Genomic DNA, 26,205 nt, shown 5'->3' on the forward strand with positions numbered 1-26,205 from the left:
TCAAGAGACGAGTCGACCGCGAGGACGAGGAAGGCCAGTACATGGGACGCCACCGACGCTCCGCCGCCGGCCGCGCCGAGGGAGCCGCACAGCCGGGCGGCTCCGGGGCACGGGACCACGACCCGCAGGCCTCCTGCCCGGGGGACGTTCCCACGAGGGGGACCGCCCCCTACCTGAACCCGGAGGCGTACACCGACGCCCGGGCCAGGAGCGACGCCTATCTGTTCGGCACGGGCGACCCGGCCGGCACCACGGACGCCTTCTCCTCCGGCGGTCTGCCGCCCGGGGGCTCCGGCACTCCGGAAGGCCCCGAGGGAGTGGCGGGCGGTGGCCGGCGGGCGGGGTCGCGGCGCCGCCGGAAGAAGACGGGTTCCGTCCCGGTCCGTACCGGACTGCTCGGCGTCTCGGCCGCCGTCGCGCTCGGCGCGGTCGCGGTGACCACGGGAGCGGTGCCCGGCCTGGACGGCCTGCGGATCGGCCAGGGCCCCGGCGGCAGCGACAGGGTGCGGGCCGCGGACTCGCCGGGCAGCACGCCCAGTGAGCAGGGCGGCACCTCGGGCAGCGTCGCCGGCGCCGAGGAGTCCGCCGGGTCCGGCACCGGCGGCTCGGCCTCGCCCTCCTCCCCCAGCGCCTCCGCCTCCGCCTCGAAGGCACCGTCCGCCTCCGCCTCGCCCGCGCCCGAGAAGACCACCGCCGAGCCGGAGAAGCCGACGGCGACCGCGGGCGGGAAGACGGAGTCCGCCCCGTCGCGTACGGCCACGGATGAACCGCGGGAGTCGGAGGCCGCGGCCGACCGGTCCGTCGCGGTCTCCCGGGCGACCGCCGCCGAGGCCGAGGTGGTCAGGCTCGTCAACGAGGAGCGGGCCAAGGTCGGCTGCACCCCGGTGGCCGCCAGCAGCGCGCTCACGGAACTGGCGGAGGACTTCAGCGAGGCCATGGCCGCGCAGGGCTTCTTCGACCACACCGACCCGAGCGGCGCCACCCCGTGGGACCGGGCCGAGGCGGCCGGGATAACCAACCTCGGCGGCGAGAACATAGCCCGCGGCCAGGCGGACGCGGCGGCGGTGATGGACGCCTGGATGAACAGCGAGGGCCACCGGGCCAACATCCTGAACTGCGACTTCAAGACACTGGGCGTCGGCGTGCACTTCGCCTCCGGCGGCCCCTGGTGGACGCAGGACTTCGGCTACTAGCGGGCGGCGCCCCCTGGGGGGGAGCTTTCCGCCGGTCGGCGCTGCCTGCCGGGCTGCGCTGTGCTGCCGTACGCTGGAGGTATGTCGACCACGCAGGAGCGCACGGAGGGGCGGGACCTTCCGTACGACGTGTTCTCCCGGGCCTGCCCCTCGCGCGACACGCTGGAGCATGTCACCGGGCGCTGGGGCGCGCTGACGCTCGGGGCCCTGTCCGAGGGCTCGTTCCGCTTCAACGAACTGCGGCGCCGGGTGGACGGCGTCAGCGAGAAGATGCTCTCCCAGACGCTGCACGCGCTGGAGCGCGACGGCCTGGTGCACCGCGAGGCCCAGCCGACCAACCCGCCCCGCGTCGACTACGAGCTGACCCCGCTCGGCCGGGAGACGGCCCGGCGGCTGGTCGCCCTCATCGAGTGCCTCGAAGGCAGCATGGACGAGGTGCTGGCCGCCCGCGAGCGCTACGACGCCGAGCGCGCCGTCCAGCGCTGACCTAGGGGGTGACGCGCGGCGGGCGCTGGCACTTCGGGCAGTAGTAGCTGGACCGGTTCATCCACGGCCGGCGGCGCAGCGGCGTGGCGCAGCGGCCGCAGGGCAGTCCCTCGCGGCCGTACGCGTCCAGTGACCGGTCGAAGTAGCCGGACTCCCCGTTGACGTTGACGTACAGGCTGTCGAAGCTGGTGCCGCCGACGGCGAGGGCCGCGTTCATGACGTCCCGTACATGGCCGAGGAGTTCGGCGGTGCGGGGCCTGGTGAAGGTCGCCGTCGGGCGGTCGTAGTGCAGGCGGGAGCGCCACAGGGCCTCGTCCGCGTAGATGTTGCCGACGCCGCTGATCAGGGACTGGTCGAGCAGGGCCCGTTTGATGGTGGTGCGCTTGCGGCGCAGCGCCCGGTGGAACGCCTCGTCGTCGAAGAGCGGGTCGAGGGGGTCGCGGGCGATGTGCGCGATGACGTCGGGCAGGCCGTCGGGCGAGGTGTCGTGCAGCGAGAGGCCGCCGAAGGTGCGCTGGTCGACGAAGCGCAGCTCGGTACCGAGGGCGTCGGCGAAGCGGACCCGGACGCGCAGGTGTTTCTCGGCCGGGGCCTCGTGCGGCTGGACCAGCAGCTGGCCGCTCATGCCGAGGTGGGCCAGGACCGCCTGGCCGCTGTCCTCCAGCGGCAGCCACAGATACTTGCCCCGGCGGCTGGGCACGCCGACGCGGTGACCCTTGAGACGCTGGGCGAAGTCGTCGGCGCCGGCCAGGTGACGGCGTACGGCACGAGGGTGCAGGACCTCGGCGTCGGCGACGGTCCGGTGGGCGACCCACCGCTGAAGGCCGCGCCGGACGACCTCGACCTCGGGCAACTCGGGCACAGCGCTCCTCGGACAGACGTATGGGGAAAGCGTAACGCGGAGTGTCGGCCAGCCCTCCCTACCCGGCCGTTCTGCCGTCGGCGGTGAGGCCACGCGTGAGCAGTGCGTCGGCCTCGTCGGCCCTGCCGCGCTCGCTCAGCAACTGGCGCAGCTCCCGGGCGGCGCCTGGATCTCCGCGATCGACACAGGCGCGAAGGGCTTCTTCTCGGCCGTGTCTCCTGAGCAGCTGCGCCAATCGGTAGGTGTAGTAGGCGTCCCCGGATCTCACGAGTTGCTCCAGCAGCGAGACGGCCAGATCGACCGCTCCGTGCAGTTCGAGGCACTCGAGGATCTCCCGGTGTCTCCAGGAAAGCCGGCCGTGGGCGGTGGCGACGGCGACGGCCTCCTCGCACCGGCCCTCGGACAGCAGGTGCCGGATGACGCCGTCGGCGGCGTGATTGTCTCCCTTCTCCGCACGATCGAGCAGATCTTCGATACTTCCGGTGCGCTCCTGCAACCCTGCGAGGGTGGACGCCGCGTAGACCTCGCCGTCTTCTGCGTACGGAGTCAGCACGGCCACCGCCTGTTCGGTGCGACCGCGATCGTGCAACATGCGGGCCGCCTTGACGGCGGAGCGACAGTCACCGTCCGCCGCCCGGACCAGCAGTTCGTCGAGGTGGCCTCCTTCGGCGAGGAAGGTGGCCAGGAGGTCGTCCAGGTCCATGTGCCCCTGTCCCGCCAGCTCCCGGAGGACGCCCAGGGCTTCCTCCTTCTCACCCCGCTCATGCAGTAGTTCGGCCAAGGAGTGGGCGGGCCAGAAGTACCCGTCGGCGGCGAGTTCGCGCAGCCGCTCCTCGCGGCCGGTGTCCCGGAGGACTTCGGCGTAGAACATCAGCAGATCACCGTCGGGCTCGTCGTCCTGGCGGAAGACCATGTCCAGGATGTCGGCCGCGCGCTCGTCCTCGCCCTCGTCGCGCAGCAACTCCGCCATCCGGTGCCAGGCTGCGAGGTCGTCGATGTCCATGTGCTCGGTCAGTACGTGCCTGGCCCAGCGCGGATTGCCGTACTCAATGATGTGGCTGACGGCGTATTCGTTGCCCGCTTCCGCCAGGCTGGCGAGTTCCTCGAAGTCCCAGCCCGCCAGAAGCACCCGGTGAAGATCCGCCTGCGGATCGTCCGAGGCGGACAGCCGGTCGGCCATGGTCTGCGCGGCGGCCTCATCGCCCATGGTCCGGTACAGCGTGCTCAAATGGCTCATCGCCGGGACGGAACCCGCCTCGACCGCCGTGCGCAGCAACGGCACCGCAGCGGTGTAGCGCAGGCGGGCGACAGCGGCGTCACCGATCCGGGCGAGGTCGCCGGGGTCGGTCAGGTGCTCGGCGCACGCTTCCCAGAACGTCTCGGGCGGCGGCATCTCTGCCTGGACCCTGCCCGTGTGCTGGATCAGGTAGTCGGCCATCCGGTAGCCGTCGGGGCGGCCCATGGCACGTCCTGCGCTGACGGGAACGAGGGGGGCGGTCGCGCCCAGCAGCGGTTGGGTGGCATGGGCCAGGGCGGCATCGAACCAGTCCTCCGGGGCGCCCGCCCGCTCGGCACCGGAACAGTAGCCGGGGGCAGCGGAGCGCAGGAGTTCCCCGGGGATCGGCGCCTGCGCTCCGAGCCGGGTGGCGTCCACGGCAGCGGTCAGCAGCGCCCGCTCGTAAGGACCGGCGTGCTCCCACCGGTGGACGAGTTGGGGGGCGCCGGCGATGACCTGTGTCATGCCGAAGTCCTCGGACTCAAGCGCGACCCGCAGCCGCTCGTCGCTCAGGGCCCGGTCTGCCGCCCGCCCCCTCTCGGTGGCCGTGAAGCCCGTACCCACATGAACGATGTCCGCGAGTTTGAGCACGTCCCGCTCGACGCTGTACCGGTCCTTCTCCTTCATCGAGGTGTGGGGCGCGCTCCACGCGTCGTAGTAATGGGGCCACAGGGTGCCGACGATCAGCACCTCTGGCACCAGCAGCGCACGAACCGTCGCCGCGGTCAGCCCCCGGTCACCGGCCAGATGGTTCTGCAGCTCGTCGAGCCAGATCACCACCTTCCGTCGGCCGGTGAGACGCTGAAGCTGCCCTCCGGCCTCCGGTTGCCACAGTGCCCAATCGGGTACCGCGTCGTGGACTGCCTCGTACAGCGAACGGGTCTTGCCCACCGAGGATCCGCCCACCAGCAGGACGAAGCCGCCGCGCTCGGCAGCCGCCGCGATCAGCGGACGCAGTCCGTCACCTTCGCGGTCGTCGAAGTCACGCGGGACGTAGGCCGGCAGGGCGGACATGTCCGTGCCGGGCACCCGGATGGCCCGGTGCACGCCGAGCCGCAGCGGATCGGCGTGCCGTACGGGCACGAGTGACGGCTCGGCCGGCGGCGTGCGGCCGGCGTCTGCGACGTGGACGGAGACCGAGCCGCCGACGTGCCCGAACTGGACGATGTCCCGGCCCGCGGCCGAGCCCTCCACCGTATTTCTCCCTGCCACCGGTGTCACCCGTGTCCCCGAGTCAGCGGCGGTGGGCGGATCCGATGCGAACGTCACCGCCGACGGCCCCGATCTGGATGCTGTCGCCGCCGACGACACTGTTCACGACGACCTGCGAGCCTTCGCCGGTGCGTACCGTGCCGGACGCCGGGCCAACCAGGGCACGGACGTCCGCGGCCAGCGCCTCGTCGGCGAGGAGCGCCTTGCGGATGGCTCTGCGCAGGGCCGCCGCCGTGTCCTGGTCATGCGGTTCTTCGACGATGTCAGCCAGCGCCTCGGGCAGTTCCTCGCCCTCCGCGCGGATCCCGAAGATCCGCTGCGCCAGCCGCCGCCCCAGGGCGACGGTCGCAGTGGCCGCCTCCTCCTGGGTGCGAGCCAGCACGGCGACTCCGTACGCACCCACCGCCGCGGTGACATAGGGGGCGACCTCCCCGACCACCTGTGCCATGTCCCCCGACATCCTGATCCCCTCCCGGTGCGACTGACATACGAGCCGAGCGCCCTCCCCTGCCTGGGGCGGGCGCTCGGGTGCGCTCATTCTTCCGGAAAGCGGGGTGATGCGGGTCAGGCGGACGCCGACGACACGTCGGCGTTCTCCGTGACGGGCTCCGTGGCCTTGGCCGCCTTCGCCGCCTCGGCTCGCTCGTCCGCCGCGGCCCGGATGGACCGCCACGCGGACTCGGCGGCCTGCTGTTCCGCTTCCTTCTTGCTGCGGCCGGTGCCGGTGCCGTACGAGACGCCTCCGACGCGGGCGGCAGCAGTGAAGGTCTTCTCGTGGTCGGGGCCGGTCTCCGTGACCAGGTACTCGGGGACGCCGAGCCCTTCGGTCGCGGTCAGCTCCTGGAGACTGGTCTTCCAGTCCAGGCCGGCGCCGAGGTTGGAGGATTTCTCGATCAGGGGGTCGAACAGGCGGTGCACCAGCTCCGCCGCCGCGTCCAGGCCCTGGTCGAGGTAGACCGCGCCGATCACCGCTTCGAGGGTGTCGGCGAGGATGGATGCCTTGTCCCGGCCGCCCGTGCCCTCTTCACCGCGGCCGAGCCGGATGAAGGAGCCCAGTTCCAGCCCGCGACCGACCTCCGCCAGCGCACGCGAGTTGACCACCGCGGCCCGCAACTTGGCCAGCTGGCCTTCGGGCAGGTCGGGGTGGGTGCGGTACAGCGTGTCGGTGACGACGAGACCGAGCACGGAGTCCCCGAGGAACTCCAGCCGCTCGTTCGTCGGCAGACCGCCGTTCTCGTACGCGTAGGAACGGTGGGTCAGCGCGCGCACCAGAAGGGCGGACTCGAGCTTGTACCCGAGCCGCCCTTCCAGAAGCGTGTGGGACGAGGCCTGGTGCTCCGCAGAGTTCTTCTTCGGCGTGGACACAGTGCCTCTCACCAGCCGCTCAGACCTCGAGGACCTGGCGCTTGTTGTAGGTGCCGCACGACGGGCACGCGATGTGCTGCTGCTTGGGCTCGTGGCAGCGCTCGCACGCAACCAGGGTGGGGACCGCAGCCTTCCACTGCGACCGGCGGTGGCGCGTGTTGCTGCGCGACATCTTCCGCTTCGGAACAGCCACGGCTACTTCTCCTGCTTCTCGTCGACGCCCGGTTCGGCGCCGCTCATGTCGTCCTTCTCGCCGTCTCCGAGTGAACCGGCGAGTCCCTGCAAAGCCGCCCAACGGATGTCGACGGCGTCATGGTGGTGGTCCGGGTCGTCCGCCAGGCGCACGCCGCATTCGGCGCACAGTCCCGGGCAGTCTTCCTGGCACACCGGCTGCATCGGCAGTGCGAGCACCACCGCATCACGCAGCAACGGTTCGAGGTCGAACAGGCCGTCCTCGAGGAAGAACCTCTCCTCGTCGTCCTCGGCGTCGTCGCCCGGTTCCGCGATCACGCGGCCCCGGTCGTCGGCGTCAGGGTACGAGAAGAGTTCCTGGAAGTCCGCTTCGAGCTCCAGCTCGACCGGCTCCAGACACCTTACGCACTCCCCCTCGGCCGCGGCACGGGCGGTGCCTGTGACGAGCACCCCTTCCATGACCGACTCCAGTCGGAGCTCCAGCTCCACCGGGGCGCCTTCCGGCACTCCGATGACTCCCTTGATACCGAGGTCCCGGGGAGCGTCGACCGTGCGGGTCAGGCGCTGCAGCGCACCAGGACGCCGTCCCAGCTCGTGCGTGTCGAACACGAGGGGGTTGCGGTGGTCGAGGCGGGCGTTCAGAGCCATTCCAACTTTCGGTCCTGGAGCTTTGTGCTGAGAGGGGCGCCGCCCCGTGGTGCTGCGGGCAGCGCGGATCGCGTGGTTACACACGACCGAAGAGCCAGGATACTGGACCTTTCCCTCACGGCCCAATCCGGTGGCGGAGCTGTGGACGGAGCCCCGGAGGGCTACAGTCCCCGGCCCTGCTCGTAGGCCCTCAACTGCTCCGCGCTGATCATGCTGGTGTCGAAGAGGCTGGTCTCGTCGAGGGCCTGGGCCGGCTGCTGGGGCTGGGCATAGCCGGGCTGCTGCGCGTCGTACGCGGGCTGCTGGGGGTCGTAGGCGGCCTGCTGCGGGTCGTAGCCCTGCTGCTGGGCGTCGTAGCCCTGGTACGCGTAGGGATCGGCCTGCTGGTAGCCGTACGCGTCCTGCTGGCCGGCGTAGGGCTGCTGCGGGTAGCCGCCGTACGGGTCGGGCTGCTGCTGGGCGTAGCCGTACGCGGTCTGGTCGGCCGGGGCCGCCTGCGCCGCCGCCACCGGCTGCTGTTGCTGCTGCTGCTCGGTGTACTCCTGCTGCCGGGTCTGCTCGGCGGCGGCGTCGCTGTCTGCGAGGGCGGCCAGGTCGGCGAGGTAGTCGGCGTCGCTGGAGTGCTGGCGGGTGGTGGTGTCGTCGGCGAGGGCGCCGAGGTCGTCGGTGGCGATCCGGCCGTGCAGCTTCTGCCGGCCGCGGCCGACGGCCTCCAGGGTCTTGGCCAGCACCGCCTCGAAGGCGCCCAGCTTGACGTCGACGTAGGCGTCGGCGTCGCGGCGCAGGGTCTCCGGGTCGTGGCTGCGCTCGGGGGTGTCCTCGTCCTCGTAGCCGTTCTCGTCGACGCCCGGACCGGTGCCGAGGAGTTTTTCGCGGCCCCGGCCGACCGAGCCGAGCGTCTTGGTGAGGACGACCTCGAAGTTGGCGAGCTTGGAGTCGACGTAGTCGTCGGCCTCGGCGCGGATCTCCTCGGCCTCGCGGCGGGCCTCGGTGAGGATGCGGTCGGCCTCGGCCTGGGAACGGCGGACGACCTCCATGTCGGAGATCAGGGAGCCGCGCTCGGCGTGCGCGCTCTCGATGATGCGCTCGGCCTCCTGGCGGGCCTGCTCCACCAGTTGCTCGCGGTCGCCGATCAGCTCCTGGGCCTGGGCGAGGGAGCCGGGCAGCGCGGCCCGTACCTCTTCCAGCAGGGAGAGCAGGTCGGCGCGGTTGACCACGCAGGAGGCCGACATGGGCATGGATCGGGCGCCGGAGACCGTCGAGACGATCTCGTCCAGCTTCTTCTGCACGTCCACCGTGTGCTCGCCACTCTCTACAGCTGTGTTGGAGACGGACGGGACGACTGTACGGCTCCGGGGCGGGCGCCGGACACCGCCCCGGGGTCAGTCCTTGCGCAGCCGTTCGGCGAGGGCCTCGTGGACCAGCGGGGGTACCAGGTGGGAGACGTCGCCGCCCCAGGTCGCGACCTCCTTGACCAGCGAGGAGGACAGGAAGCTGTAGGTGGGGTTGGTGGGCATGAAGAGGGTCTCCACGCCCGAGAGCCCGTTGTTCATCTGGGCCATCTGGAGTTCGTAGTCGAAGTCGCTGACCGCGCGCAGGCCCTTGACGATGGCCGGGATCTCGCGCTCCTTGCAGAAGTCGACGAGGAGGCCGTGGAAGGACTCGACGCGGACGTTGCCGTACTCGGCGGTCACCCGGCCGATGAGGTCGATCCGCTCCTCGATCTCGAAGAGGCCCTTCTTGGACTGGTTGATCATCACGGCGACGTAGACCTCGTCGTACAGCCGGGAGGCCCGGGCGATGATGTCCAGATGTCCGTTGGTGATCGGGTCGAACGACCCGGGACAGACGGCGCGGCGCACTTGAGATCCCTCGCTCTCGAGTCCGGTCATCGTGCGTCTTCGCACGTGGAGGCGGCGCGACCGTACCAAAACGTTCCCTCGCCGTAGCGACGGGCCCGGATCGCGTCGAACCCCTTCGGCCAGCGGAACTCCCCGCCCCTGGTGCTGCGCTCCACGGTGACGAGGGCGTCGTCCGCGAGCCAGCCCTGGGCGCGGAGTGTGAGCAGGATCTCCCGAAGATCGTCGTCGGAGACGGCGTACGGCGGATCGAGAAAGACCAGGTCGTACGGGTCGTCCGGCGGGGTCTGGACGATCTGCTGGGCCTTGCCCGCGCGGACCTCGGCGCCCGGCAGGCCGAGCGTCCTCACGTTCTCCCGGACGGTGCGGACGGCTCGTGCGTCGGCCTCCACGAGGAGGACGTGGCCGGCGCCCCTGGAGAGGGCTTCCAGGCCGACGGCGCCGGAGCCGGCGTACAGGTCGAGGACGCGTTCGCCGTCCAGGGGGCCGCCGAGGAGGGCCTGCCAGGTGGAGAAGAGGCCCTCGCGGGCTCGGTCGGAGGTGGGGCGGGTGCCGGTCCCCGGCGGGACGGCCAGGCGGCGTCCGCCGGCTTCTCCGGCGATCACGCGGGTCATGTGTGGTCCTTGGTGGTGAGCGGCTTTCGGTTTCAGTGTGGCTGGTCGCGCTCACGCGGCGGTAGCCGCATGTCGAATACGGCCTCGCGCCCCTGGGGCAACCTCACTCAGCCCTTTTCCAAGTACTGCTCCCTCTCGTCGTCCAAGAGGGCGTCCAGGGCCGTTCGCAGGCCGGGCAACCCGGTCAGCTCCGGGTCGGCCGCCACCACCGTCGCCGCCTCCTGTCTCGCCTCCGCGATGATCTCCTCGTCCTCGATGACGGCCAGCACCCTGAGGGACGTACGGGCCCCGGACTGGGCCTGGCCCAGGACGTCGCCCTCGCGGCGCTGTTCGAGGTCGATGCGGGAGAGTTCGAAGCCGTCCAGGGTGTCGGCGACGGCGTTCAGCCGCTGGCGGGCGGCGCTGGCCTCGGGCATCTCGGTGACCAGCAGGCACAGGCCGGGGGCCGAGCCGCGGCCCACCCGGCCGCGCAGCTGGTGCAGCTGGGAGACGCCGAAGCGGTCCGCGTCCATGATCACCATGACGGTGGCGTTGGGGACGTTGACGCCGACCTCGATGACGGTGGTGGCGACCAGGACGTCGGTCTCGCCCGCGGCGTAGCGGCGCATGACGGCGTCCTTGTCGTCGGGCTGCATACGGCCGTGCAGGACCTCAACGTTGAGGCCGCTCAGCGGGCCCTTGGCGAGCTGGTCGGCGACGTCCAGGACAGCGAGCGGGGGGCGCTTGTCCCCGTCGTCCTGCGGGGGGCCGCCCTTCTTCTTGGGCGTCTCCTCCTCGTCGCCGATCCTCGGGCAGACCACGTACGCCTGGTGGCCGTTCTCCACCTCCTCGCGCACGCGTTCCCAGGCGCGCGCCAGGAAGTGCGGTTTGTCGGCGGCGGGGACGACATGGCTGGCGATCGGGGAGCGGCCGGCCGGGAGCTGGTCCAGGACGGAGGTCTCCAGGTCGCCGAAGACGGTCATGGCGACCGTGCGCGGGATGGGCGTGGCGGTCATCACCAGCAGGTGGGGCGGCTGCTTGCCCTTGCCGCGCAGGGCGTCGCGCTGCTCGACGCCGAAGCGGTGCTGCTCGTCGACGACGACCAGGCCGAGGTCGTGGAACTGGACCTTGTCCTCGATCAGCGCGTGGGTGCCGATCACGATGCCGGCCTCGCCGGTGGCCAGGTCGAGCATGGCCTGGCGGCGGGCGGCGGTGCCCATCGAGCCGGTGAGCAGGACGACCTTGGTGGCGTGCTCGGAGCCGCCGAGCATGCCCCCCTCGGCCAGCTCGCCCATCATCTCGACGACCGACCGGTGGTGCTGCTGGGCCAGCACTTCGGTGGGCGCGAGCATCGCGGCCTGTCCCCCGGCGTCGACGACGGCGAGCATGGCGCGCAGGGCGACCAGCGTCTTGCCGCTGCCGACCTCTCCCTGGAGCAGCCGGTGCATCGGGTGGTCCGTGGCGAGGTCGGTGAAGATCTCGGCGGAGACCTTGCGCTGCCCCTCGGTGAGGGTGAAGGGGAGGCGGTCGTCGAAGGCGGTCAGCAGGCCGTCGGGCCTGGGTTCGCGGGGGACGGCGGGGAGCTGGGTCTCGGCGTGCCGGCGGCGGGCCAGGGCGACCTGGAGGACGAACGCCTCGTCCCACTTCAGGCGGGCGCGGGCGGCGGCGATGTCGGCCTGGTTGTGCGGACGGTGGATCTTCAGCAGGGCCTCGGGGAGGGAGACCAGGCCGCGTCCCTCGCGCAGGGACGCGGGGAGCGGGTCGAGGGCCTCCTGGGCCGCGGGCAGCACCGTCTGGATCGCCTTGGCGAGCTTCCAGGACTCCAGCTTGGCGGTGGCGGGGTAGAGCGGGATGAGGGCTCCGGCCCAGCTCTCCACCGTCTCGTCGGTGTCGCCGCGCAGCAACTCGTAGGCCGGATGGGCCAGTTGCAGTCGGCGGTTGAAGACGGAGACCTTGCCGGAGAACATCGCGCGGGTGCCCGGCAGCAGGTCCTTGTGGGGTTTGTGGACGCCGTTGCCGAAGAAGACCAGCGTGAGCCGGCCGCTGCCGTCGGTGATGGTCACTTCGAGGCGCTGTCCCTTGCCGCGCGGGGCCTTGGACGACGCGAACGTGTGCAGGCGGGCGTCGGCGACCTGGGCGACCACCGTGACGTGCTCGTCCATGGGGAGGTCGGCGAGGTGGGTGAGCTGCCCGCGCTCCTCGTATCTGCGCGGGTAGTGGTGGAGCAGGTCACCGACGGTGTGCAGGCCGAGGTGCTCGGCCATCACCTTCGCGGTGGCGGGGCCGAGCACCTTCTTCAGGGGTTCTCGCAGTGCGGGCACGAGATCCATTGCACACCACGGCACTGACAACGTCCGCCCAGCCCGCCCGGATACTCTGCTACTCCACGCCGATGAGCAGCAGCGATCCCTGCCGCCCGCCCCGGTAGACCACCGTGTCCACCGCGAGGTACGCCTCCCTGACCCGCGTCTCCAGGTGGCCGGCGACGTCCTCGGGGGCGTCGTCGCCGAGGACGAGGGTGACCAGTTCGCCGCCGGCCGCCAGCATCCGGTCGAGCACGGTCGTCGCGGTGGCGGTCACGTCCGAGCCGATCACCGCCACGTCGCCGTCGATCAGGCCGAGGACGTCCCCGGCCTGGCAGATGCCGGCCGTGGTCCACGACTGGCGTTCGGCGACGGCCACCTCGGCGTACCGGGTCGCGCCGGCCGCCGAGGTCATCGCCACGACGTCCTCGTCGAACCGCCGGCCTGGTTCGTGCACGGCGAGCGCGGCGATGCCCTGGACCGCGGAGCGGGTCGGGATGAGGGCGACCCGGACACCCTCCGCCCGGGCCTGGTCGGCGGCCGCGGCGGCGGTGTGCCGCAGTTCGGCGTCGTTCGGCAGCAGGACCACCTCGCGCGCGTGCGCCCGGCGGACGGCCTCGGCCAGCTCGGCGCCGGCGGGCGGCTCCCCCGGACGCGCCAGCACGGCCCGTGCCCCGGCCTCCGTGTAGAGCCCGGCCAGCCCCTCGCCGGGCACCACCGCCACCACGGCCCGCTGGGCCCGCTCCCGGGGCGGGCGACCGCCCCCGGTGGTGTGGACGTCGCCCTGCCCGAAGTGGGTGATCCGGATGCGGTACGGCCGGCCCGCCTCGACGCCCGCCTCCACGGCGGCGCCCGCGTCGTCGACGTGCACGTGGACGTTCCACAGACCGTCGCCGCCGACCACGACCAGGGAGTCCCCGAGGGCGTCCAGCCGCTGCCGCAGCCGCGCCACGGCCGCGTCCCCGGCCTCCAGGAGGTAGATCACCTCGAAGGCGGGGCCGCCCTGGCCAGGCGGGCACTCCCCGTCGGCCGCCGTTCCGTCCTCCGGTTCCGGCACGCGCGCGTGGGGCGCCCGTACCGCCGAGGGCGCCTGCCCCGTGAGCGTCTCCACCAGCGCCGCGAGCACCGTCACCAGTCCGTGCCCGCCCGCGTCGACCACTCCGGCGCGCTCCAGGGCGGGCAGTTGCCCCGGGGTCGCGGCCAGCGCCGTCCGGGCACCCTCGTAGGCCGCCCGGGCCACCGCGTCGCACCCGCCCCGCGCGCGGTCCGCCGCGTCGGCGGCGGCCGAGGCGACGGTCAGAACGGTGCCCTCGACGGGGTGGGCGACGGCCTGCCGGGCGGAGTCGGCCGCGCGGCGCAGCGCGCGGCGCAGCTCGGACGCCTCGGTGCGCGCCCCCTCGTTCCACGTCTCGTCGGCACGCGCCCCCTCGCCCCGCTCCGCGAGCACCTGCGCCATGCCGCGCAGCAGCTGCGCCAGGATCGTCCCGGAGTTGCCCCGCGCGCCGATCAGCGCGCCGTGCGCCATCGCCCGCGCGGCCTCCGCCAGCGAGGGCCCCCGGCCGGTCCCGGTGTCCCCCGCCTCGTGCCCCGAGAACACCGCCTCCACCGCCGCCGCGGCCGACTCCACCGTCAGGTACAGGTTGGTGCCGGTGTCCCCGTCGGCGACCGGGTAGACGTTGATCGCGTCGATCTCCTCGCGCGCCCGCCCCAGCGCGCTCAGCGCCAGACCGCACCAGGTGCGCACCGCCAGAGCGTCGAAGAACCTCTGCGGCACCTGCGCCACCTGCGCCTCCCTGAACTGCTGGATCACCTGGACCCGGGGCCTGGACGTGGCACGCAGCGTAGACCCCGGGGCGGCGTCCGCCGGAACAGGGCCGGAACAGGGCCGCGACAGGAGCCTGATCAGGCATGGTAGTTTCGTTGTACGGACGCAGTCGTTGTATGCTGCTCCGGTTGCCCGATCCCGATCGGGCCATTCCCCCTGGCACCGCCACTCAGATCACGGTCGCTCGCAAGAGCCCGAGACCTCGATTCCGGCATGCCGGGATCAACCGTAAGTGCATCTGAAGTCTTTGGAGTGACCCGTGGCTGCCAACTGCGACGTCTGCGGCAAGGGGCCGGGCTTCGGCAACAACATCTCGCACTCGCACCGCCGTACGTCCCGCCGCTGGAACCCCAACATCCAGCGTGTTCGTACCGTGGTGGGCGGGACGCCGAAGCGCGTGAACGCTTGCACCTCGTGCATCAAGGCCGGCAAGGTCTCGCGCTGACGCTCAGCAACAGCGCGCGGCCACTGTCGGTCCGCTGCATCAAGCCGGTCCACCTCAGGGTGGGCCGGCTTCTTGCCGTGCTACCGGATTTCCCAGTCCTCACACAGTGCCCACCCGTGATGCACCGGCCCGATCCCGCCGCCCAGCGCGAACCCGGCCGCGATCGCCCCGGTGACGTACTCCTTGGCCGCCGCCACCGCCTCCGGCACGGAGCGGCCGTGCGCCAGCTGTGACGCGATCGCCGAGGCCAGGGTGCAGCCCGTGCCGTGGGTGTGCCGGTTGTCGTGGCGCGGAGCCCGCAGCCAGTGCTCCTCCGTACCGTCGGTGAGCAGGTCGACGGGGTCCCCGGGCAGATGACCGCCCTTGATCAGCGCCCAGCGCGGTCCGTACGCGAGCAGGGCCGCAGCGGCCCGCCGCATCCCGTCCTCCGACTCCACCCGGACCCCGGTGAGCTGCGCCACCTCGTCCAGGTTCGGGGTGGCGACGGTGGCGACCGGCAGCAGCTTGGTGCGTACGGAGTCCAGGGCCGAGGCGGCCAGCAGCGCGTCCCCGTGCTTGGAGACGCCGACCGGGTCGATCACCGCGGGCGCGTCCGTCGCCGCGATCAGCTCGGCGACCGTCTCGACCAGCGGCGCCGAGGCGAGCATGCCGGTCTTGACCGCCTGGACGCCGATGTCGTCGACGACGCTGCGGTACTGCGCCCTGACCGCCTCGACGGGCAGTTCCCAGGCGCCCTGCACGCCCAGGGAGTTCTGCGCGGTCACCGCCGTGATCACGCTCATCCCGTGGGTGCCGAGCGCGAGCATCGTCTTCAGGTCGGCCTGGACGCCGGCGCCGCCGCCGGAGTCGGAGCCGGCCACCGTCAAGACCCTCGGGGGCGCGTTCATCCCTCGATCTCCCCTCCGAAGTGGTCCCAGCCGCCGGCGCTGGCCCAGGGCGCCCCGTCGACGGTCACCTGGGGCAGCGCCGAGGGGTGCAGGACCTCGCCGATGACCTTCCAGCGGGCGGGCAGCTTCACCTCCGGCCCGAAGGTGGCCACGATCGCGTGGTCCTCTCCCCCGGTCAGCACCCACTGCATCGGGTCGACGCCGACGGCCTGGCCGATGTCGTTCATCTGGGACGGGATGTCGATCTGCCCGGAGCGGATGTCGATCCTGACCTTGCTCGCCTCCGCGATGTGCCCCAGATCCGCGATCAGCCCGTCGCTGACGTCGCACATGGCGGTCGCGCCGAGCCCGGCGGCGGTCGGCCCGGCGTGGTACGGCGGCTCCGGGCGCCGGTGGGCCTCGACGAAGGCGCGCGGGGAACGGAAACCCCGGGAGAGCACGGCGAACCCGGCGGCGGACCAGCCGAGCCAGCCGGTCACCGCGACCAGGTCGCCGGGGCGGGCGCCGGCCCGGGTCACCGGTTCCTGGCCGCGCAGGTCGCCGAGGGCGGTGATGGACACGGTGATGGTGTCGCCGCGCACCACGTCGCCGCCGACCACGGCGGCACCGGCGACCTGGCACTCGTCGCGCAGCCCGTCCATCAGCTCGGTCGGCCAGGTCACGGGACATTCGGCGGGGACGACCAGGCCGAGCAGCAGCGCGGTCGGCACGGCGCCCATCGCCGCGATGTCGGCCAGGTTCTGGGCGGCGGCCTTGCGGCCGACGTCGTAGGCGGTGGACCAGTCACGGCGGAAGTGCCGGCCCTCCACGAGTATGTCGGTGGTGGCCACCACCCGCCGGTCGGGCGCGGCGACCACCGCGGCGTCGTCGCCGGGGCCGATCCGGACCGCCGGGGTGGTGGTGAGACGGGAGGTGAGCTCCCTGATGAGCCCGAACTCCCCGAGCTCACCAACAGTGCCCTTCATGGTCCTGCTCCCCTTCCGTCCCGGTCCGTACCCGGTCGCGCGTCGTCTGTGTGTACCAAGGTCGTGCACCAAGGCTGGTGTACCAAGGTGATGTATCAGGGTGGTGTACCGGGTGACGTCCACGGGGTCCCGGCGCGCGTCCCCGTAGGTGTCGCGGTGCACCTCCCCATCCGTGCCCCGGCGCGCGTCCCGGCGTGTGTACCGGCGCGCGAGACCCCTGCTCCGCAGGTCTCCCCGTGGCGCGGGACGACGCGATACCGTGGCGTTCCTTTTCCCCACATGATCCTCGTGGCCGCCCTGGAGGTTCCGTGGTACAGGCGTACATCCTGATCCAGACCGAGGTCGGCAAGGCGTCGGCCGTCGCCGAGACGATCGCCAAGCTGCCGGGGGTGATCCAGGCCGAGGACGTGACCGGACCCTACGACGTCATCGTGCGCGCCCAGGCCGACACGGTCGACGACCTCGGCCGCATGGTGGTCGCCAAGGTCCAGCAAGTGGACGGCATCACCCGCACCCTGACCTGCCCGGTCGTCCATCTCTAGTACCCGTCTACCCTGTGCCGGTGAACTCCTTCCGTCACCGGCTGCTCGGTCCGCCCCTGCTCGTCCTGCTGACCGCCGTCGCGGGCTGCTCCGCGACGGACGGCGGCGCTTCGGCGGCGGTGCCCAGCCCGGACGCGAAGGTCGTCCCGCTCTGCGAGGACCTGGACGAGGCCGTGCCGTCGAAGGTGGACGGCCAGAGCCGCAAGGATCCCGAGCCCGCCTCCAAGCTCACGGCGGGCTGGGGAAACCCGCTGATCATACTGCGCTGTGGTGTCACCCGGCCGCCGAAGATGGTCGACCCGAAGGTGGCCGAGGGCGGGGACGCGGACGCGGTGGCCGGCGGGGTGAACGGCGTCGACTGGCTGATGGAGAGGCAGGACGACGGGTCGTACCGGTTCACCACCGCCAACCGGGAGGCGTACGTCGAGGTCACCGTGCCGGAAGGCCGGGACAGTTCCAGCGTGCTGATCGACCTGGCCCCGGCCGTGAAGAAGGCGATCCCCGAAGGGATCGCCCTGTAGCGGCACGCTGCTTCAGCGCAGTCCCGTGGGCCGGTTGAGCGCGGCCTGCACCAGCCGGTCGACCAGCTCCGGGTAGCTCACCCCGCTGGCCTGCCACATCTGCGGGTACATCGAGATGGGCGTGAAGCCGGGCAGCGTGTTGATCTCGTTGATCACGAACTCGCCGTCGTCGGTGAGGAAGAAGTCGGCGCGCACCAGCCCCTCGCAGGACGCCGCCTCGAACGCCTCCACCGCCAGCCGCCGGACCTCCGCGGTCTCCTCGTCGGTGAGCGGCGCGGGCACCAGTCCGGGCGTGGAGTCGAGGTACTTGGCCTCGAAGTCGTAGTACGCGTGCGCGCTCGGGGGCGGGATCTCGGCGGGTACGGAGGCCCGCGGGCCGTCCTCGAACTCCAGCACCCCGCACTCGATCTCGCGGCCGGTCAGCGCCGCCTCGACGAGGATCTTCGGGTCGTGGCGGCGGGCCTCGGCGATCGCCTCGTCGAGCCCGTCGGGGCCGTCCACCTTGGTGATGCCGATCGACGAGCCCGCGCGCGCGGGCTTCACGAACAGCGGCCAGCCGTGCTCACCGGCGAAGTCGACGATCTTCTCGCGGGCCGCGGAGGCGTCCCGCTCCCACTCACGGGGCCGGATCACCACGTACGGGCCGACCTTGAGCCCGAAGGAGGCGAACACCCGCTTCATGTAGTCCTTGTCCTGGCCGACCGCCGAGGCGAGCACCCCCGAGCCGACGTACGGCACCCCCGACAGCTCCAGCAGGCCCTGCAGCGTGCCGTCCTCCCCGTAGGGGCCGTGCAGGACGGGGAAGACGACATCGACCTCGCCGAGCGCCTTGGGCACCGAGCCCGGCTCGCTGTAGACGACCTCCCGGCTGGCCGGGTCCACGGAGAGCACCACCGCGCCCTCGGCCGGGTCGGCCAGCTGCTCCACCGTCGGCGTACGCCGCTCGGTGATCGCCATGCGTTCGGGTGCGTCGGCGGTGAGGGCCCAGCGGCCGTCCGTCGTGATGCCGATCGGCAGGACCTCGTACTTGGTCCGGTCGATGGCGGCCAGGACGGCGCCGGCAGTGACCACGGAGATCCCGTGTTCGGAGCTGCGCCCGCCGAACACGACGGCGACCCGCGGCTTGCGAGACGGCTGCTCGGGGCTCTGGGGGAGGTTCTCGGTGCTCATATCGCGTCGAGAGTACCCGTCCCCCGGGCCGCGTCACAGCGTCCGCCCCGCGCAAACGAGCGAGGGTGGCTCAGCGTCGCTCGGGCTTCGCGCTGCGCGACATCAGCTCCTTGACGGCGACCACCGGGGGCTTGCCCTCGTGCACGATCTCGAAGACCGTCTCGGTGATCGGCATGTCGATGTCGTGCCGCCGGGCCAGATCCAGCACCGACTCGCAGGACTTGACGCCCTCGGCGGTCTGCTGGGTGACCGCGATGGTCTCCTCCAGGGTCATGCCCTTGCCGAGGTTGGTGCCGAAGGTGTGGTTCCGGGACAGCGGCGAGGAGCAGGTCGCCACCAGGTCGCCCAGGCCCGCGAGTCCGGAAAAGGTCAGCGGGTCGGCGCCGAGCGCGACGCCGAGCCGGGTGGTCTCGGCCAGGCCCCGGGTGATGAGCGAGCCCTTGGCGTTGTCGCCGAGGCCCATGCCGTCCGCGATGCCGACGGCGAGCCCGATGACGTTCTTCACCGCGCCGCCGAGTTCGCAGCCGATGACGTCGGTGTTGGTGTACGGGCGGAAGTACGGGGTGTGGCAGGCGGCCTGGAGCCGCCGGGCGACGGCCTCGTCGGTGCAGGCGACGACGGCGGCGGCCGGCATCCTGGCGGCGATCTCCCGGGCCAGGTTGGGGCCGGTGACCACGGCGACGCGGTCGGCGCCCATCTCGGCGACGTCCTCGACGACCTCGCTCATCCGCATCGCGGAGCCGAGTTCGACGCCCTTCATCAGGGAGACCAGGACGGTGTCCGGGGCGAGCAGCGGGCGCCACTTCGCGAGGTTCTCGCGCGCCGTCTGGGAGGGGATCGCCAGAACGGTGAAGTCGGCCCCGGCCGCGGCCTCGGCGGCGTCGGTGGTGGCCCGGACGTTCTCGGGGAGCTCCACGCCCGGCAGGTAGTCCGGGTTGGTCCGGGTGGAGTTGACGGCGTCGACGAGCTGCGGGCGCCGGGCCCACAGGGTGACCTCGCACCCCGCGTCGGCGAGGATCACGGCGAACGCGGTGCCCCACGACCCGGTGCCGAAGACGGCCGCCTTGACGGGCTTGCTCACGTGCCCTGCCCTTCTGCCTGTTTGCCGTGCGTCTGTGCCTGTGCGCGCCCCCGCGTCTGCGCCTGGGTGCGGCGCCGCTGTTCGATCCGCTCGCGGCGCGGGTCGTAGGGCGTCTCGGGCGCCTTCTCGCCGCGGATCTCCTCCAGCTGGCGGGTGACGGCGGCCATGATGACCTCGGTGGCCTCCTTCAGCACCTCCGCCGTCATCTCCTGGCCGTAGAACCGGGAGAGGTCGACGGGCGGGCCGGCCAGCACGTGGTGGGTCTTGCGGGGCAGCAGGCGCGGCTTCCTGGCGTACGGCGGCAGCAGTTCGTTGCAGCCCCACTGGGCGACCGGGATGACCGGGCACCTGGTCTGCAGGGCGACGCGCGCGGCGCCGGTCTTGCCGGTCATGGGCCAGCCGTCGGGGTCGCGGGTGAGCGTGCCCTCGGGGTAGAAGGCGACGCACTCGCCGCGTTCCACGGCGTCGATCGCGGCCCGGAAGGCGCTGAGCGCGTCCGTGCTCTCCCGGTAGACGGGAATCTGCCCGGTGCCGCGCATCGCGGCGCCGACGAACCCCTCCTTGAAAAGCCCGCTCTTGGCCAGGAAACGGGGAAGGCGGCCGGTGTTGTACTGATAGTGCGCGTATCCGAGAGGATCGATGTGGGAATTGTGATTCACGGCGGTGATGAATCCACCCTCGGCCGGAATGTTCTCCATTCCCCGCCAGTCCCGCTTGAGCAGTATCACCAGCGGCGGTTTGCAGATCACCGCGGCCAAGCGGTACCAGAAGCCGATTCTGCGGCGGGGCACGCGGACACCTTCCTCTAGGGCCTGGGCGGGGCGGGGGAGCCGCACAAGTGTCGCCCCGGGCCACCGGTCTGTCGAGGACACGGTACGCCCCGACCACCCGGTGACCACTGCCCCCGGGTGACAATGAGCGCGACAAGAGAGGGACGGATCGCCTGTGCAGTGGACCTTGGTCGTGCCCGTGAAGCCCTTGGCCCGGGCCAAGAGCAGGCTGTCGGACACGGCGGACGACGCGGTACGGCCGGACCTGGCGCTGGCGTTCGCCCTGGACACCGTGGCGGCGGCGCTGTCCTGCCCGGCGGTGGCGGATGTGGCAGTCGTCACGGACGATTCCCGGGCGGGTCGGGAGCTGGCCGCGCTCGGCGCCGGCGTCGTCGCCGACGAGCCCGGCGGCGGCCTGAACGCGGCCCTGGCCCACGGCGCGGCGGCCGTACGGGCCACGCGCCCCGGAACTCCCGTGGCGGCGCTGAACGCCGATCTCCCGGCACTACGGCCGGCCGAATTGACCCGGGTGCTGAATGCGGCGGCACAATTCCCGCGTTCTTTTCTGCCGGATGCGGCCGCGATCGGCACGACGCTGCTGGCCGCCGCCCCGGGCAGCGAACTGGACCCGTTCTTCGGCCCGGATTCCCGCCGCGGACACCGCGCGTCGGGCGCGGTGGAACTCGGACTCGACGCGGTGGCTTCCGTACGGCAGGACGTCGACACCGGCGAGGATCTGCGCGCCGCGCTGGCGCTGGGGGTGGGGCCGCGGACGGCCGCGGCCGTGGCGCGGCTGCTGATCGCCGAGCAGTAGGCTGCCGTCATGCAGGCGACCGCTTACACGTACGACCCCGACAGCCGCAGCGGGCAGGTGCTGCTGGACGACGGCACTCCGGTGCCGTTCGACGCGGCGGCGTTCGACGCGGGCGGCCTGAGGCTGCTGCGGCCCGGGCAGCGGGTGCGGATCGAGACCGAGGGGTCGCGGGAGCCGGGCGAGGATCTGCGGATCACGCTGATCACGCTGCAGACGCTCTGAGCGACGCCTCCCGGACAGGCCGCGGGCCGGACTCCCGAGGGAGTCCGGCCCGGCGCGTGAGTGCCCCTGGGTGCCGCCGCCCGTTACTTCTTGCGTGCGGTGGCCTTCTTGGCGGTGGTCTTGCGCGCGGTCGACTTCTTGGCCGGCGCCTTCTTGGCCGTGGCCTTCTTCGCCGGGGCCGTCTGCGCGGTGGCCTTCTTCGCCGTGGTGCCGGCCGACTTCTTCGCGGGGGCCTTCTTGGCGGCGGTCTTCGCCGTGGTGGCCGCCTTCTTCGCCGTGGTGGCCGTCTTCTTCGCGGCGCCCGTGGTCTTCTTCGCGGCGGCCTTCTTCCCCGCGGCCGTCGTCTTCTTGGCGGCGGCCTTCTTGCCCGCGGCCTTGGAGATGGTGGGCGGCGGGCCGGAGAGGCTGCCCTTGGGCGCCTTCTTGACCGCGATGTCGTTCTTCGGGAGCTTCTTCGAGCCGCTGACCAGGTCCTTGAAGCCCTGACCGGCGCGGAAGCGCGGAACGGAGGTCTTCTTGACCCGAACCCGCTCGCCCGTCTGAGGGTTACGGGCGTAGCGTGCCGGGCGGTCGACCTTCTCGAAGGAACCGAATCCGGTGACCGAGACCCGGTCCCCCGCGACCACCGCGCGGACGATGGCGTCCAGAACCGCGTCGACGGCGTCGGCGGCCTGCTGCCGCCCCCCCATCTTGTCGGCAATCGCTTCTACGAGCTGCGCCTTGTTCACGTCTTCCCCTTCGGAGACCTCGCCAGAACGAGAATGTTCAAGCTTTTTCGCACGTTAGGCAGATATATACCGCAAATCAAACACGAAACGGGCTAATCACCCTTGTGCCGCAACGGACTCGGCTGTCCCGGCCTGTTCAGCGTTGCCCGTCGGAGAACCGACCTTCGTCGAGATCCTCCGTGAACCGCTCCAGACGCCTTGCCGCACCGGCGGGATCGTGTTTGGCCGCGGCCGTAATGACCAGCAGCTTCCGGGTCAGCGCCATCCGTACGCCCTCCGGGACTTGCAGTGCGCGCACTCTTGTGTGCGCTTCCTTGAGCCGGGACGCGACCGCCGCATACAGCTGGAGTTGGCCGTCGTGTTCCATGCACAGATTGTGCCATCTGGGGCGAGTTGTCGCCTGCGCAGGGGGCAACTGCCGCCCCACAGGGCCTCTCGGGCCACCGCCGAGGAGGCCGCCCGATGACTCACGTACCCCGTCAACCACCTGCGTAACGTGGGACGTTGCCGCCTCGCCGGACACCGTCCGGGCCCCGACACGGCCGTACCCCCGATCGGTCCGATCGGGGGTACGGGGGTGTCTGCGGGTGGCCGAAAGTCGACCTTGTTACGGCCGCCGGGTCAGACCTGGACCGTCCGCGGCTTGAACGACGGGCGCTTCGCCTCGTACGCGGCGATGTCCTGCTCGTTCTGGAGCGTGATGGAGATGTCGTCCAGCCCGTTCAGCAGCCGCCAGCGGGAGTTCTCGTCCAGCTCGAAGGCGGCGGTAATGCCCTCGGCGCGCACCTCGCGGGCCTCCAGGTCGACCGTGACCTCGGCCTGCGGGTCGTTCTCCGTCAGCTCCCACAGCGCGTCCACGGTCTTCTGGTCGAGGACCACGGTGAGCAGGCCGTTCTTCAGCGAGTTGCCGCGGAAGATGTCGGCGAATCGGGAGGAGATCACGGCCTTGAAGCCGTAGTTCTGCAGCGCCCACACCGCGTGCTCGCGGGAGGAGCCGGTACCGAAGTCGGGGCCGGCGACCAGCACGGTCGCGCCCTGCCGCTCGGGCTGGTTGAGGACGAAGGTCCCGTCCTTGCGCCAGGCCTCGAACAGTCCGTCCTCGAACCCGTCCCGGGTCACCTTCTTGAGCCAGTGCGCGGGGATGATCTGGTCGGTGTCCACGTTGCTGCGGCGCAGCGGGACGGCCCGGCCGGTGTGCGTGGTGAATGCTTCCATGGCTGATCAGACTCCAGCGGGCGTGAGGGCGTCGGCGGCGGCGAGGTCGGCCGGGGAGGCGAGGTGCCCCGTGACGGCGGTCGCGGCGGCGACCTGCGGGGACACCAGGTGGGTACGCCCGCCCTTGCCCTGCCGGCCCTCGAAGTTGCGGTTGGAGGTGGAGGCGGAGCGCTCACCGGGGGCGAGCTGGTCGGGGTTCATGCCCAGGCACATCGAGCAGCCCGCGTGCCGCCATTCGGCGCCGGCCTCCTTGAAGACCGCGTCCAGGCCCTCGGAGACGGCCTGCAGACCGACCCGCGCGGAGCCCGGGACGACCAGCATCCGTACGCCGTCGGCGACTTTGCGACCCTTGACGATCTCGGCGGCGGCGCGCAGGTCCTCGATGCGGCCGTTGGTGCAGGAACCTACGAAGACGGTGTCCACCTTGATGGACCGCAGCGGCTGCCCGGCCTCCAACCCCATGTACTCCAGGGCCTTTTCGGCGGCGAAGCGCTCCGAAGCGTCTTCGTACGAAGCCGGGTCGGGGACGACGGCCGAAAGCGGCGCGCCCTGGCCGGGGTTGGTGCCCCAGGTGACGAACGGCGACAGCTCGGCGGCCTCGATGACCACCTCGGCGTCGAACTCGGCATCGTCGTCGGTGCGCAGCGTCTTCCAGTACTCGACCGCCGCGTCCCAGTCCGCGCCCTCGGGGGCGTGCGGGCGGCCCTTGAGGTAGGCGAAGGTGGTCTCGTCGGGGGCGATCATGCCCGCGCGGGCGCCGGCTTCGATCGACATGTTGCAGATGGTCATGCGGGCTTCCATCGAGAGCTTCTCGACGGCCTCCCCGCGGTACTCCAGGACGTAGCCCTGGCCGCCACCGGTGCCGATCTTCGCGATGATCGCGAGGATCAGGTCCTTGGCGGTGACGCCGTCGGGCAGCTCGCCGTTGACCGTGATCGCCATGGTCTTCGGGCGGACCATCGGCAGCGTCTGGGTGGCCAGCACGTGCTCCACCTGGGAGGTGCCGATGCCGAAGGCCAGCGCGCCGAAGGCACCGTGCGTCGAGGTGTGCGAGTCGCCGCAGACCACCGTGGTGCCGGGCTGGGTCAGGCCCAGCTGCGGGCCGACGACGTGCACGACGCCCTGCTCGACGTCGCCCAGCGGGTGCAGCCGGACGCCGAAGTCCGCGCAGTTCTTGCGCAGCGTCTCCAGCTGGACCCGGGAGACCGGGTCGGCGATCGGCTTGTCGATGTCGAGGGTCGGGGTGTTGTGGTCCTCGGTGGCGATGGTCAGGTCGAGCCGCCGCACACCGCGGCCGCTCTTGCGGAGGCCGTCGAAGGCCTGTGGGCTGGTCACCTCGTGCAGCAGGTGCAGATCGATGAAGAGGAGGTCGGGCTCGCCCTCTGCGCGCCGGACGACGTGGTCGTCCCAGACCTTCTCCGCGAGTGTCCTACCCATCGCTTTCCCTCCGGCCGGCAACGGCTCGCCGGCCCAACTAGAGATCTTGAGGAAGCGGCGCCCGCGCCCCGGTTTCCGGGCTGCCGCCACCAGGCCCTTACGTCACGGGCCGTTGTGACTTGGTGCCTTCCAGAGTGGCGCGTTCCACGGAAAATTGAACTTGCGTTTCACAGAGTGAGACGCGAGTATCGTTGCATGGACAACAGTAGCGGCGTCGGCGTTCTGGACAAGGCGGCCCTCGTCCTGAGCGCTCTGGAGTCCGGTCCGGCCACCCTCGCGGGTTTGGTCGGTGCGACCGGACTGGCACGACCCACGGCCCACCGCCTGGCCGTGGCGCTGGAGCACCACCGTATGGTGGCGCGCGACATGCAGGGCCGCTTCATCCTCGGCCCGCGCCTGTCGGAGCTGGCCGCCGCGGCCGGCGAGGACCGGCTGCTCGCCACGGCGGGCCCGGTGCTCACCCACCTCCGTGACGTGACGGGCGAGAGCGCCCAGCTCTACCGCCGCCAGGGCGACATGCGGATCTGCGTCGCCGCGGCGGAGCGGCTGTCCGGCCTGCGGGACACGGTGCCGGTCGGGTCCACGCTCACGATGAAGGCCGGTTCGTCCGCCCAGATCCTGATGGCCTGGGAGGAGCCCGAGCGGCTGCACCGCGGCCTGCAGGGCGCCCGCTTCACGGCGACGGCCCTGTCCGGCGTACGGCGCCGGGGCTGGGCCCAGTCCATCGGCGAGCGCGAGCCGGGTGTCGCCTCGGTGTCCGCGCCGGTGCGCGGCCCGTCCAACCGCGTGGTGGCCGCCGTCTCCGTCTCCGGTCCCATCGAGCGCCTCAGCCGCCACCCGGGCCGGATGCACGCCCAGGCCGTCATCGACGCCGCCGGCCGCCTGTCGGAGGCACTGCGCCGCTCCAGCTGACGACGACACGAGGGTCGGTCCCAACGCCGCGGCCGACCTCGATGTCCGTTCAGTGGAGCGCCCGCAAGGGGCGCGGGGCTGTGACATATGCGGCTGCGCCGCCCGGGCGCGAGCAACCACGACGAACCCGCACCCGCGACATACGGAAATGGCCCCCCACCTCACGCGTTGCCGCGAAGGCGGAGAGCCGTCGTCCCGTACCCCCGACCGGATTCGAACCGGCGCTACCGCCTTGAGAGGGCGGCGTGCTAGGCCGCTACACAACGGGGGCGTGGATCCTGCGTTTCCGCAGGTCCGAGCTGGTCTACCTGGACTCGAACCAAGACTAACTGAACCAGAATCAGTCGTGCTGCCAATTACACCATAGACCAATGTGGTTTAGACCAGACAGTACCCCCGACCGGATTCGAACCGGCGCTACCGCCTTGAGAGGGCGGCGTGCTAGGCCGCTACACAACGGGGGCCCTAGCGATCACCATGAAGTGGATCACCGTACCCCCGACCGGATTCGAACCGGCGCTACTGCCTTGAGAGGGCAGCGTGCTAGGCCGCTACACAACGGGGGCTTTGCAGATGAGCTCTGCGAGCTGGCCTACCTGGACTCGAACCAAGACTAACTGAACCAGAATCAGTCGTGCTGCCAATTACACCATAGGCCACTGGAACGCAAGCCCCGTACTGG

General features: G+C 71.6%; 28 protein-coding genes and 5 tRNA genes. 8 read left to right on the forward strand and 25 right to left on the reverse strand.

Annotation, left to right across the window (positions count from 1 at the left end):
- Positions 1-41 precede the first annotated feature (41 nt).
- Together ACZ3IG_RS22475 and ACZ3IG_RS22480 are read left to right on the forward strand one after the other, a co-directional pair.
- The gene (locus ACZ3IG_RS22475) at positions 42-1,193 is read left to right on the forward strand and encodes a CAP domain-containing protein (protein ID WP_467434225.1); all 1,152 of its coding nucleotides are present in this window, start codon (positions 42-44) and stop codon (positions 1,191-1,193) included.
- Positions 1,194-1,274: 81 nt separating this feature from the next.
- Positions 1,275-1,679: a winged helix-turn-helix transcriptional regulator gene (locus tag ACZ3IG_RS22480; RefSeq protein WP_467434226.1), complete on the forward strand. Its 405-nt coding sequence runs from the start codon at positions 1,275-1,277 to the stop codon at positions 1,677-1,679.
- Position 1,680: 1 nt separating this feature from the next.
- Here ACZ3IG_RS22480 and mutM read toward each other — a convergent pair whose 3' ends face one another.
- The 11 genes from mutM to ACZ3IG_RS22535 all read right to left on the reverse strand — a co-directional run bounded on the left by mutM (position 1,681) and on the right by ACZ3IG_RS22535 (position 13,772).
- On the reverse strand, positions 1,681-2,541 hold the full coding sequence (gene mutM / locus ACZ3IG_RS22485; protein WP_467434228.1) for a bifunctional DNA-formamidopyrimidine glycosylase/DNA-(apurinic or apyrimidinic site) lyase: 861 nt from the start codon (positions 2,539-2,541) through the stop codon (positions 1,681-1,683).
- A gap of 58 nt (positions 2,542-2,599) precedes the next feature.
- On the reverse strand, positions 2,600-5,029 hold the full coding sequence (locus tag ACZ3IG_RS22490; protein ID WP_467434230.1) for a tetratricopeptide repeat protein: 2,430 nt from the start codon (positions 5,027-5,029) through the stop codon (positions 2,600-2,602).
- Positions 5,030-5,051: 22 nt separating this feature from the next.
- Complete coding sequence (locus ACZ3IG_RS22495; protein WP_467434231.1) at positions 5,052-5,477, reverse strand: hypothetical protein; 426 nt, start codon at positions 5,475-5,477, stop codon at positions 5,052-5,054.
- 116 nt (positions 5,478-5,593) lie between these two features.
- On the reverse strand, positions 5,594-6,394 hold the full coding sequence (rnc, locus tag ACZ3IG_RS22500; protein ID WP_467434370.1) for a ribonuclease III: 801 nt from the start codon (positions 6,392-6,394) through the stop codon (positions 5,594-5,596).
- Positions 6,395-6,413: 19 nt separating this feature from the next.
- The gene (gene rpmF, locus ACZ3IG_RS22505) at positions 6,414-6,587 is read right to left on the reverse strand and encodes a 50S ribosomal protein L32 (RefSeq protein WP_003951102.1); all 174 of its coding nucleotides are present in this window, start codon (positions 6,585-6,587) and stop codon (positions 6,414-6,416) included.
- A gap of 2 nt (positions 6,588-6,589) precedes the next feature.
- Entirely contained in the window at positions 6,590-7,234 is a 645-nt protein-coding gene (locus tag ACZ3IG_RS22510; RefSeq protein WP_467434232.1) for a YceD family protein, read from the reverse strand.
- A 161-nt stretch (positions 7,235-7,395) separates the two neighbouring features.
- Positions 7,396-8,529: an ATP synthase F0 subunit B gene (locus ACZ3IG_RS22515; protein ID WP_467434233.1), complete on the reverse strand. Its 1,134-nt coding sequence runs from the start codon at positions 8,527-8,529 to the stop codon at positions 7,396-7,398.
- Between the two features lie 87 nt (positions 8,530-8,616).
- A complete protein-coding gene (coaD, locus tag ACZ3IG_RS22520) occupies positions 8,617-9,096 on the reverse strand; it encodes a pantetheine-phosphate adenylyltransferase (protein ID WP_215164573.1) in 480 nt (159 codons plus the stop codon).
- 26 nt (positions 9,097-9,122) lie between these two features.
- Positions 9,123-9,743 (reverse strand): 16S rRNA (guanine(966)-N(2))-methyltransferase RsmD, encoded by a 621-nt coding sequence (gene rsmD, locus ACZ3IG_RS22525; RefSeq protein ID WP_467434371.1) that lies wholly within the window; start codon positions 9,741-9,743, stop codon positions 9,123-9,125.
- A 71-nt stretch (positions 9,744-9,814) separates the two neighbouring features.
- Entirely contained in the window at positions 9,815-12,016 is a 2,202-nt protein-coding gene (gene recG, locus ACZ3IG_RS22530) for an ATP-dependent DNA helicase RecG (RefSeq protein WP_467434234.1), read from the reverse strand.
- A gap of 49 nt (positions 12,017-12,065) precedes the next feature.
- The gene (locus ACZ3IG_RS22535; protein ID WP_467434235.1) at positions 12,066-13,772 is read right to left on the reverse strand and encodes a DAK2 domain-containing protein; all 1,707 of its coding nucleotides are present in this window, start codon (positions 13,770-13,772) and stop codon (positions 12,066-12,068) included.
- Positions 13,773-14,073: 301 nt separating this feature from the next.
- Between ACZ3IG_RS22535 and rpmB the strand changes: the two genes are divergently transcribed.
- The gene (gene rpmB / locus ACZ3IG_RS22540) at positions 14,074-14,259 is read left to right on the forward strand and encodes a 50S ribosomal protein L28 (RefSeq protein ID WP_003993230.1); all 186 of its coding nucleotides are present in this window, start codon (positions 14,074-14,076) and stop codon (positions 14,257-14,259) included.
- An 80-nt stretch (positions 14,260-14,339) separates the two neighbouring features.
- Here rpmB and thiD read toward each other — a convergent pair whose 3' ends face one another.
- Both thiD and ACZ3IG_RS22550 read right to left on the reverse strand, forming a co-directional pair.
- Positions 14,340-15,146 carry a bifunctional hydroxymethylpyrimidine kinase/phosphomethylpyrimidine kinase gene (gene thiD, locus ACZ3IG_RS22545; RefSeq protein WP_467434237.1) on the reverse strand — a complete coding sequence of 269 codons (807 nt, stop codon included), beginning with the start codon at positions 15,144-15,146 and terminating at the stop codon, positions 14,340-14,342.
- Positions 15,143-16,111: a thiamine-phosphate kinase gene (locus ACZ3IG_RS22550; RefSeq protein WP_467434238.1), complete on the reverse strand. Its 969-nt coding sequence runs from the start codon at positions 16,109-16,111 to the stop codon at positions 15,143-15,145. Before ACZ3IG_RS22550 ends, thiD begins: the two co-directional genes overlap by 4 nt.
- A 308-nt stretch (positions 16,112-16,419) precedes the next feature.
- On the opposite strand from ACZ3IG_RS22550, the gene ACZ3IG_RS22555 reads away from it, so the two are divergent.
- Positions 16,420-16,653, forward strand: coding sequence for an Lrp/AsnC family transcriptional regulator (locus ACZ3IG_RS22555; protein ID WP_215164562.1), 234 nt, complete (start codon positions 16,420-16,422; stop codon positions 16,651-16,653).
- A gap of 20 nt (positions 16,654-16,673) precedes the next feature.
- On the forward strand, positions 16,674-17,174 hold the full coding sequence (locus tag ACZ3IG_RS22560) for a DUF3515 domain-containing protein (RefSeq protein WP_467434240.1): 501 nt from the start codon (positions 16,674-16,676) through the stop codon (positions 17,172-17,174).
- 12 nt (positions 17,175-17,186) lie between these two features.
- Here the strand turns inward: ACZ3IG_RS22560 and ACZ3IG_RS22565 are convergent, their stop codons facing one another.
- The 3 genes from ACZ3IG_RS22565 to ACZ3IG_RS22575 all read right to left on the reverse strand — a co-directional run bounded on the left by ACZ3IG_RS22565 (position 17,187) and on the right by ACZ3IG_RS22575 (position 20,216).
- The gene (locus tag ACZ3IG_RS22565) at positions 17,187-18,344 is read right to left on the reverse strand and encodes a D-alanine--D-alanine ligase family protein (RefSeq protein ID WP_467434241.1); all 1,158 of its coding nucleotides are present in this window, start codon (positions 18,342-18,344) and stop codon (positions 17,187-17,189) included.
- A 70-nt stretch (positions 18,345-18,414) separates the two neighbouring features.
- Positions 18,415-19,425: an NAD(P)H-dependent glycerol-3-phosphate dehydrogenase gene (locus tag ACZ3IG_RS22570; protein WP_467434242.1), complete on the reverse strand. Its 1,011-nt coding sequence runs from the start codon at positions 19,423-19,425 to the stop codon at positions 18,415-18,417.
- Positions 19,422-20,216: a lysophospholipid acyltransferase family protein gene (locus tag ACZ3IG_RS22575; RefSeq protein WP_467434243.1), complete on the reverse strand. Its 795-nt coding sequence runs from the start codon at positions 20,214-20,216 to the stop codon at positions 19,422-19,424. The genes ACZ3IG_RS22570 and ACZ3IG_RS22575 overlap by 4 nt, the downstream gene beginning before the upstream one ends.
- 154 nt (positions 20,217-20,370) lie before the next feature.
- On the opposite strand from ACZ3IG_RS22575, the gene cofC reads away from it, so the two are divergent.
- Both cofC and ACZ3IG_RS22585 read left to right on the forward strand, forming a co-directional pair.
- Complete coding sequence (cofC, locus tag ACZ3IG_RS22580; protein ID WP_467434245.1) at positions 20,371-21,009, forward strand: 2-phospho-L-lactate guanylyltransferase; 639 nt, start codon at positions 20,371-20,373, stop codon at positions 21,007-21,009.
- 9 nt (positions 21,010-21,018) lie between these two features.
- Entirely contained in the window at positions 21,019-21,231 is a 213-nt protein-coding gene (locus ACZ3IG_RS22585; protein ID WP_467434246.1) for a hypothetical protein, read from the forward strand.
- Between the two features lie 83 nt (positions 21,232-21,314).
- On the opposite strand, the gene ACZ3IG_RS22590 is transcribed toward ACZ3IG_RS22585, so the two are convergent.
- From ACZ3IG_RS22590 to leuC, 4 genes are all read right to left on the reverse strand, one after another.
- Complete coding sequence (locus ACZ3IG_RS22590) at positions 21,315-21,959, reverse strand: HU family DNA-binding protein (protein WP_467434247.1); 645 nt, start codon at positions 21,957-21,959, stop codon at positions 21,315-21,317.
- A gap of 136 nt (positions 21,960-22,095) precedes the next feature.
- Positions 22,096-22,326, reverse strand: coding sequence for an SCO5555 family protein (locus ACZ3IG_RS22595; protein WP_215170024.1), 231 nt, complete (start codon positions 22,324-22,326; stop codon positions 22,096-22,098).
- Positions 22,327-22,580: 254 nt separating this feature from the next.
- Positions 22,581-23,174 carry a 3-isopropylmalate dehydratase small subunit gene (gene leuD, locus ACZ3IG_RS22600; RefSeq protein WP_467434249.1) on the reverse strand — a complete coding sequence of 198 codons (594 nt, stop codon included), beginning with the start codon at positions 23,172-23,174 and terminating at the stop codon, positions 22,581-22,583.
- A 6-nt stretch (positions 23,175-23,180) separates the two neighbouring features.
- Positions 23,181-24,611: a 3-isopropylmalate dehydratase large subunit gene (gene leuC, locus ACZ3IG_RS22605; RefSeq protein ID WP_215170020.1), complete on the reverse strand. Its 1,431-nt coding sequence runs from the start codon at positions 24,609-24,611 to the stop codon at positions 23,181-23,183.
- 195 nt (positions 24,612-24,806) lie between these two features.
- Between leuC and ndgR the strand changes: the two genes are divergently transcribed.
- Positions 24,807-25,523, forward strand: a complete 717-nt coding sequence (ndgR, locus tag ACZ3IG_RS22610; RefSeq protein ID WP_215170018.1) for an IclR family transcriptional regulator NdgR — start codon at positions 24,807-24,809, stop codon at positions 25,521-25,523.
- A 198-nt stretch (positions 25,524-25,721) separates the two neighbouring features.
- On the opposite strand, the gene ACZ3IG_RS22615 is transcribed toward ndgR, so the two are convergent.
- From ACZ3IG_RS22615 to ACZ3IG_RS22635, 5 genes are all read right to left on the reverse strand, one after another.
- Positions 25,722-25,794, reverse strand: a tRNA-Glu gene (locus tag ACZ3IG_RS22615).
- A gap of 28 nt (positions 25,795-25,822) precedes the next feature.
- A tRNA-Gln gene (locus tag ACZ3IG_RS22620) sits at positions 25,823-25,894 on the reverse strand.
- Positions 25,895-25,914: 20 nt separating this feature from the next.
- A tRNA-Glu gene (locus tag ACZ3IG_RS22625) sits at positions 25,915-25,987 on the reverse strand.
- Positions 25,988-26,016: 29 nt separating this feature from the next.
- A tRNA-Glu gene (locus tag ACZ3IG_RS22630) sits at positions 26,017-26,089 on the reverse strand.
- A gap of 21 nt (positions 26,090-26,110) precedes the next feature.
- A tRNA-Gln gene (locus ACZ3IG_RS22635) sits at positions 26,111-26,182 on the reverse strand.
- Between the last annotated feature and the right edge of the window lie 23 nt (positions 26,183-26,205).

The sequence above is a fragment of the Streptomyces sp. NPDC016677 genome, assembly GCF_055562815.1.